The 7,117-nt window shown below is 69.2% G+C and carries 8 protein-coding genes; 5 read left to right on the plus strand and 3 right to left on the minus strand.

Annotation, left to right across the window (positions count from 1 at the left end; genetic code table 11):
• The first annotated feature begins 504 nt into the window (after nt 1–504).
• Both Q8M82_RS03295 and Q8M82_RS03300 read left to right on the plus strand, forming a co-directional pair.
• Nucleotides 505–2,532 carry a M23 family metallopeptidase gene (locus tag Q8M82_RS03295; RefSeq protein WP_305689956.1) on the plus strand — a complete coding sequence of 676 codons (2,028 nt, stop codon included), beginning with the start codon at nt 505–507 and terminating at the stop codon, nt 2,530–2,532.
• 109 nt (nt 2,533–2,641) lie between these two features.
• Nucleotides 2,642–3,559, plus strand: a complete 918-nt coding sequence (locus tag Q8M82_RS03300) for an AEC family transporter (protein WP_305689957.1) — start codon at nt 2,642–2,644, stop codon at nt 3,557–3,559.
• 11 nt (nt 3,560–3,570) lie between these two features.
• On the opposite strand, the gene gluQRS is transcribed toward Q8M82_RS03300, so the two are convergent.
• Nucleotides 3,571–4,461, minus strand: coding sequence for a tRNA glutamyl-Q(34) synthetase GluQRS (gene gluQRS / locus Q8M82_RS03305; RefSeq protein ID WP_305689958.1), 891 nt, complete (start codon nt 4,459–4,461; stop codon nt 3,571–3,573).
• A gap of 119 nt (nt 4,462–4,580) precedes the next feature.
• On the opposite strand from gluQRS, the gene Q8M82_RS03310 reads away from it, so the two are divergent.
• Nucleotides 4,581–5,225, plus strand: coding sequence for a DNA-3-methyladenine glycosylase family protein (locus tag Q8M82_RS03310; RefSeq protein ID WP_305689959.1), 645 nt, complete (start codon nt 4,581–4,583; stop codon nt 5,223–5,225).
• Between the two features lie 7 nt (nt 5,226–5,232).
• Here the strand turns inward: Q8M82_RS03310 and Q8M82_RS03315 are convergent, their stop codons facing one another.
• A complete protein-coding gene (locus tag Q8M82_RS03315) occupies nt 5,233–6,012 on the minus strand; it encodes an HpcH/HpaI aldolase family protein (RefSeq protein WP_305689960.1) in 780 nt (259 codons plus the stop codon).
• 165 nt (nt 6,013–6,177) lie between these two features.
• Complete coding sequence (locus Q8M82_RS03320; RefSeq protein WP_305689961.1) at nt 6,178–6,501, minus strand: DUF1476 domain-containing protein; 324 nt, start codon at nt 6,499–6,501, stop codon at nt 6,178–6,180.
• 90 nt (nt 6,502–6,591) lie between these two features.
• On the opposite strand from Q8M82_RS03320, the gene Q8M82_RS03325 reads away from it, so the two are divergent.
• Together Q8M82_RS03325 and Q8M82_RS03330 are read left to right on the plus strand one after the other, a co-directional pair.
• A complete protein-coding gene (locus tag Q8M82_RS03325) occupies nt 6,592–6,798 on the plus strand; it encodes a hypothetical protein (protein ID WP_305689962.1) in 207 nt (68 codons plus the stop codon).
• 54 nt (nt 6,799–6,852) lie between these two features.
• Nucleotides 6,853–7,117: phosphoribosylaminoimidazolesuccinocarboxamide synthase (locus Q8M82_RS03330; protein ID WP_305689963.1), on the plus strand; the 265-nt coding region annotated here is incomplete at its 3' end.

The following is a 7,117-nucleotide window of genomic DNA, read 5'->3' on the forward strand; positions in this document are numbered from 1 at the left end:
CACGTTTCTCTTTCTGTCTTCAATTTTCAAACAGCAGCACTCAACCAAAGACAGGTCCGCAACCGATCTCTCGGCAACAAGGCCCAACGTCCTAGTGAAGCGCAGAAGAGGCGCCGCTCAGCGGCGGCGCCGTCTCGATGGGCGGGTTATAGGTCCCACCCGCCCAGACTGTCAACACGGTTTTTGAAGTTTTTTCGACAGCCGCGCCGATCCCGGTCCGATGGCCGGGAAACCGTATCGGCACCCTCTCTATATGACGCGCGCCCGCGAGCGCAGGCGCCGGACGCCCGCAAAGGGCCGCATTCGAACCGCAGAGGAGCGGCGTCCGTCGCCACCGGATTGATTCCGGCCAACGACGCGGGCATGGTTCGCCCGGCGGCGGCAACGCCGGCGCCGGGGGGCGCCGTTCCCGGTTTTTGCGTCGGCGCTGCGCGCGGCGTCCCTTGCTCCGATACTCCCGGACCCCGGCCCGGGCTCGTCGCTCAGGATATCAGACCGCTCACGATGAACGCCCATCCCGAGTTCAATCTGCCGGCCGAACCGCTCGCCCCCGAGGCCGCGGCGCTCCTGGTCGATCTCGGGATCGAGCCGCCCATCCAGCCGGCCGGCGAGAACCAACAGCCGCTGGACCGACGCGGCGTCTCGCTGCGCTGGCTGGCGGCCTGCGCCCTCGTCGGCTCCTGCGGGGCGGCACTGCTGGGTGCGGCGATCCTCGTCGCGATGCGCGGCGACACCGGCGTGCCGGAACAGCCCGAAGCGGTCTCGGCCCGCGCCTCGTCCGTCGCCGGCGACGGAGGCGGCGCGCGCAAGGGCGACAAGCTCGTCGCGGATCAGCCGGTGATGGCAGCGAGGCATTCCGTGCGCGCGCCGATGTCGCAGCGCGTCGGCAACCGCGAGGTCATCCGTGTTCGCCCCTTCGTGCGGCTCGCCTCCAGCCTCTCGCTGACGACCGGCGTCTACGCCACCAACATTCCGCCCTTCAATCCGCTGCGTCTCTTCGCCGAAGGCGGTCAGCCCAATGAGCGCTACGCCGAACCGATCCTCGACCTGCCGGATGCCGATGTCACGATCGTCAAGCGCGACCTCGCCGAGGTGACGATCCCCGCCGGGCGGCCGCAACTCGGCGATGCCGAGGTCATCGCCCAGATCGAGGAGGAGCGCGCCAATCTCGCCGCATCCGGCCGCCAGCGCGCCCTGCCGGTCCCGCCGCAGCTGATGCTGAGCCGGACGCTCGGCAACGCTCCCAGCACCGAGAGCAACCTGCTCGCTTATGCGCCGGCGACGGACACCCGCTTCTCCGGCATCGAGGTTCGCGTCGTTCCCGAGAACGTCACCAGCGCCCCCAAGACGCCGATCGCCGCCACCCGCGAGCCTCTCGTCGAGGAGAAGCTGCTGCTCGCCAAGCGCGGCGAGAACTTCGAACAGGTGATGCGCGCCGCCGGGGCCGCCCCCGACCAGATCCGCGCGATGATGACCGCCTTCGCCGGGCGCGTCCGCACCGCCCCCTTGCCGGACGGCCAGGTGCTGCAGGCCCTGTATGCGCCCGGCCTCAACCCGGGGGACCCGCGCCAGATCGTGCGCGTCTCGCTCATGATCAACGGCCAGCCCGATGGCACCGTGGCGGTCAACGACCGCGGTGTCTTCGTTCTCGTCAACCTGCCGCGCCAGGAACTCGCCAGCCCGCAGCGGCCCCAGCGCCGCTCCGATGACGGCGACGACGAGGATGACGAGGAGAGCGGCGGCGCCCGTCTCTATGAGAGCATCTACGAGACCGGCATGCGACATGATCTGCCGCGCCCGCTGATCGACGAACTCGTCCGGATCTTCTCCTATGATCTCGATTTCCAGCAGCGTGTGCGCGGCGGCGACAATCTCGAGGTCATCTTCACCGAGGAGGACGAGGGCGAGCGCGCCGAGATCCTGTCGGCCTCGCTCACCATCGGCGGCGAGACCCGCCGGGTCTTCCGCTTCCAGGCCCCCGAGGACGGCCTCATCGATTATTTCGACGAGGAGGGGAAGTCGCTGAAGAAGTTCCTGCTGCGCAAGCCGATCGCCGATGGCGAGATGCGCTCGGGTTTCGGCATGCGCTACCACCCGATCATGCGCTATTCCAAGATGCACACCGGCGTCGACTGGGCCAATCGCACCGGCACGCCGATCCTCGCGGCCGGCAACGGCACCGTGATCAAGGCGGAATGGGATTCCGGCTATGGCAGGCGCATCGAGATCCAGCACGCCAACGGCTATGTCACGACCTATTCGCACCAGTCCGCCTTCGCCAAGGGCATCGCGCCCGGCGTGAAGGTGCGTCAGGGCCAGGTCATCGGCTATCTCGGCTCAACCGGCCTCTCGACCGGGCCTCATCTCCATTACGAGGTCCTGGTCAATGGCAGCTTCGTCAATCCGATGAAGATCCGCGTCCCCCGCGGCCGTGAACTCCAGGGCCCGGCACTGGCCGAATACAGGCGCCAGCGCGACGAGATCCAGGGGCTGATCGAACGCGCTGGCGGGGCGGTCGCGCAGTTGCGCTGAGCGCATGACGAGAGCCGCCGCTGCGAGCCGATCTGCAAGCTGCGCTTGACTTGTGCCGGCCGACCGGACAGGCGCAGGGACGGTTCTCCTCCTGCGCCGGTGCCGCACCATGCTCGCCGCTCTGCTCGTCGTCCTGCCCGTCTTCGGCCTGATCGCGCTCGGCTACCTGGCGCGGTGGACCAAGCTCCTCCGCGAGACGACCGGCGAAGGCCTTTCCGACTTCGTCTTCGTTCTGGCCGTGCCCTGCCTGCTGTTCCGGACGCTCGCCACGGCAGAGGTGCCGCAGACCCAACCCTGGGGCTACTGGATCGCCTATTTCACCGGCCTCGCCATCGTCTGGGCGCTCGCCATGCTGATCGCGAGCCGGGTCTTCGCCCGCAAGGGGCCGGAACTCGTCGTCTCCGGCTTCGCCGCCGCCCAGTCCAACACCGTCTTCGTCGGCGTGCCGATGATCCTGAAGGCCTATGGCGAGGCCGGGGCCGTGCCGCTCGGCCTGCTGCTGGCGATCCATCTGCCGGTCACGATGACGGTCGCGACCCTGCTCGCGGAGGGCCGCACCGCCTCGCCTTCCATGATGATCCGCAGGCTCTTCACCCACCCGATCATCATCGGCATCATCCTGGGCATGCTGGCGCGCCCTGTGGTCGGGCAATTGCCGGCCCCCTTCTGGACGCTGATCGACCTGATCGCCGGCGCCGCGGTGCCTTGCGCGCTGATCAGCCTCGGCATCAGCATGCGCCGCTACGGGCTCGAATCGGGGCTCGGCCTGCCGGTGGCGCTGAGCGCGCTCAAGCTCGGCCTGCATCCGCTGATCGTCTACCTCCTGGCGACGAAGGTCTTCGACATGCCGTCGCACTGGTCGGGCGTGGCGGTGCTGTTCGCCGCCTGCCCCTGTGGCATCAACGCCTATCTCTTCGCGGAGCGCTACCGCCAGGGTGTCGCCGACGCCTCCAGTGCGATCACGCTCTCGACGCTGATCTCGCTCTTCACCACCGCGGCCTGGCTGACCTGGCTCGGCGTCGGCTGACGGCCCCGTTCTCAGGCGAAACCGAGATCGCGCCGGATCTGCTGCGCCGTGACGCCCTTTGCCCGCAGCTCCGCCAGGCTTTCCGAGCCGCGGCTCTTGGACAGCTTTCGCCCCTCGGCATCCACCAGCAGGTCATGAAAGCGGTAGAGCGGGGCCGGCAGACCCAGAAGGCGCTGCAGCAGGACATGGATGTCGGTGGCGGCCTCGAGATCGCGCCCGCGCACCACATGGGTCACCCCCTGTCGCGCATCGTCGAGGACGACGGCGAGATGATAGCTCGTCGGCGCGTCCTTGCGCGCCAGCACGACATCGCCCCAGCGGCGCGGCTGCGCGGCGACGATCTCGACCGCGCCTTCGTCGTCGAAGACGCCGTAGCGCAGCCCTTCCCCCGCCTCGGTGAGCGCCCGCTCGAGATCGAGACGCAGAACATGCGGCGCCTCGATCTCGCGGGCCCCCTCGCCCAGGGCGCTCGCGCGACAGGTCCCGGGATAGAGCGGTGCACCGTCCGGATCCGTCGGCCAGGGCTCGCCCGAGGCCGCAGCGCGGGCGGCAGCGGCCGCCCTGACCTCCTGACGCGAGCAGAAACAGGCATAGACGAGGCCGCGTCGGCGCAGATCCCGGGTCGCCACGCGATAATCGGCGAAATGCTCCGATTGCTGCCGGACCGCGCCGTCGAAGGCAATCCCGAGCCAGGCGAGATCGTTGCGCAGGGCGGCTTCGAGCGCCGGCGTGCAGCGCTCGCGATCGATATCCTCGATGCGCAGCAGCAGGCGCCCCCCCATCATGCGGGCGAGGCGCTCGTTCGTCAGCGCCGAGAGCGCATGGCCGAGATGCAGCCGCCCGTTCGGGCTCGGCGCGAAGCGCAGGACTGGCGGTTGGGAGGCAGAAGGCGACGGCGGCATGCCATCTGTCTAGAATCGTGCGGCGATGCCGCCAAGCGGGAGCAGGCGCCCGACCGGAACGGCCAAGCGGCGCTGCTGCTGACGCCGGCGGGCGGCGTCATCGGGCAGATCGGGGCGCCATGACACAGCTCATCACCACAGAAGCCGATCTCGAGGACGGCATGGCCGCGCTCGCGGTGCTCGACCCGCGCTGGCTGCCTGTCATTGCGCGCACCGGCATCCCGCCGCTGCGGCGCCGGGAGGGCGGCTTTCCCGGGCTCGCCGCCATCATCGTCTCGCAGCAGCTCTCGGTGGCCAGCGCGCGGGCCGTCTGGGCGCGCGTCGAGACGGTGCTGTCGCCACTCACCCCCGAACGCGTGCTCGCGGCCGACGACGAGTCGATGCGTCTCTCGGGGCTGTCGCGCCCGAAGCAGCGGGCAATGCGCGCCGTCGCGGCGGCCGTCGCAGAGGGCCGGCTGCGCTTCGACCACCTGGAGGACGCGAGCGCAGAGGAGGTCCACTATCGCCTCACGGCGGTCTCCGGCATCGGCCCTTGGACGGCCGACATCTATCTCCTGTTCTGCCTCGGCCATCGCGACGGCTTCGCGCCCGGCGATCTGGCGATCCAGGAGGCGGCCCGGGTCGCCTTCGATTTGCCGGCGCGGCCGGGAGCTGCCGCGCTCGAGGCGCTGGCCGAGGGCTGGCGGCCGTGGCGGGGCGTCGCCGCGCGACTGCTCTGGGCTTATTATGCCGCGCTGAAAGCCCGCGAGGCCGTGAACGCCTGAGCGGCCCTCAGCGCCCGAGCACCGAGAGCGCGCTCTGCGCCGCGCCGCGTAGGAAGGCCGTGTCGCTCATCACGGTCACGAGCTTTGCACCCATCTCGAGGAAGCCCTTGGCGCGCTCGGCCGACTGCGCATAAATCGCGACCGGTTTCCCGGCGGCCGAGGCCCTGGCGACGATGTGCCGGATCGCCTCGTCGACCTCGCCCGACAGCGCATTGACCTCCTTGCCGCCCGAGAGCGCGATCGAGAGATCGGACGGACCGACGAAGACGGCATCGATCCCGTCGAGCGCCAGGATGTCGTCGAGGATCGCCATCGCCTCGCGCGTCTCGATCATCGCGAAGGAGAGGGAGAAGCGGTTCGCCTCGCGCAGATAGCCGTTCTGGTCGAGGCCCGAAGCGCCGAGCCCGCCATAACTGCCCCAGCTCCGCTCGCCCATCGGCGGATATTTGGAATAGGCGGCGAAGGCGCGAGCATCCGCCATGGTGTTGATCATCGGCGCGATCACGCCCGAGACGCCGGCATCGAACAGCCGCGAGACGTTCTGGAACTCACCGACGGCGATGCGGGCCAGCGCCGGCTTGCCGGCGGCGTTGATCAGCGGGATGGCCCGGATGACCTCGCCGAGCGTGATCGGCCCGTGCTGCATGTCGAGGGTGACGGCGTCGAAGCCTTCCTTCGCGAGCAGCCCGGCGATGGCGGGATCCTGCAGCCCGCACCAGGCGGAGACGAGGCTGTCCCCCCGGGCGAGGCGGTCGGCGAGGGAGGAGAGGACGGTTTGGGTTGCCATGGCGCGTTTCATCCGTTGCGGGCCCCGCTCTTGGCTCGGCCGGCGGGTGCGCCACGTTGGACCGGCCCGCGCCCCAAATGCAAACGGGCGCCCATGCGCCCGTTTCAATCGCGCCCTGCGTTTGCGCAGGCTCGGCGCCCGAGGCGCCGTCCGCCGGCGGTCCGTTCAGCGGCCGGCCTGGATCTCCTCGGCGGCCCGGATCAAGAGCTCGCCCATAACCCGCCGGATCTCGTCGTCGCCCAACGCCACGCCGCCCTCCGCGAAGTCGCCGCGGACCTTGCGCAGCACGTCGTCGTCGCCGGCTTCCTCGAAATCGGCCACGACCACCGCCTTCGCATAGGCGTCGGCGTCGGCACCGGCCTTGCCGAGCTTCTCTGCCGCCCACAGCCCGAGCAGCTTGTTGCGCCGCGCCGTCGCCTTGAAGCGCAGCTCCTCGTCATGGGCGAACTTGTTCTCGAAGGCATCCTTGCGCTGATCGAAGGTCGTCATGCGGTAAAGTCCTTTGCGGGCAGGGCTGGAACGGCTCTGGGAGACACGCCGCCGCCATATAGGATGTCGCGCGGGAACAGGCCAGTCCGAATGCGGCTTCGCCGCGTCGAGCGCGGGCTGGCGGCGCAAAAAAGCGGCATCGCGGAGCCGTTTGTTGCGTTTGCGGTGCAGAAGCGCCATATAGCGGGCGCACGGGCGGCCCTGCCGGGCGGCCCGCACATTGAGCCGGCCGGCAGCGCGGTCTACGCTGATTCCAACCTGGTCGGAATCAGCCCGGATTCGTGCTGCATCGGCTGACCAGGGGCCCAGATCCCGCCGCGGGGCGACCCGCGTCCAGAGAAAGGCCGACCTTTGGATTTCCTCAAGCCACGGTATATCCCAATGAATCGCCGCCGTCGCATCTACGAAGGCAAGGCGAAGGTCCTCTATGAAGGACCCGAGCCCGGAACGCTGATCCAGCACTTCAAGGATGACGCCACCGCCTTCAATGCCAAGAAGCACGAAGTCATCGACGGCAAGGGCGTGCTCAACAACCGCATCTGCGAGCACATCTTCTCCCACCTGAACGACATCGGCGTGCCCACGCATTTCATCCGCCGGCTGAACATGCGCGAGC

Source organism: Allobosea sp. (genome assembly GCF_030694325.1).
Taxonomy (GTDB): Bacteria; Pseudomonadota; Alphaproteobacteria; order Rhizobiales; family Beijerinckiaceae; genus Allobosea.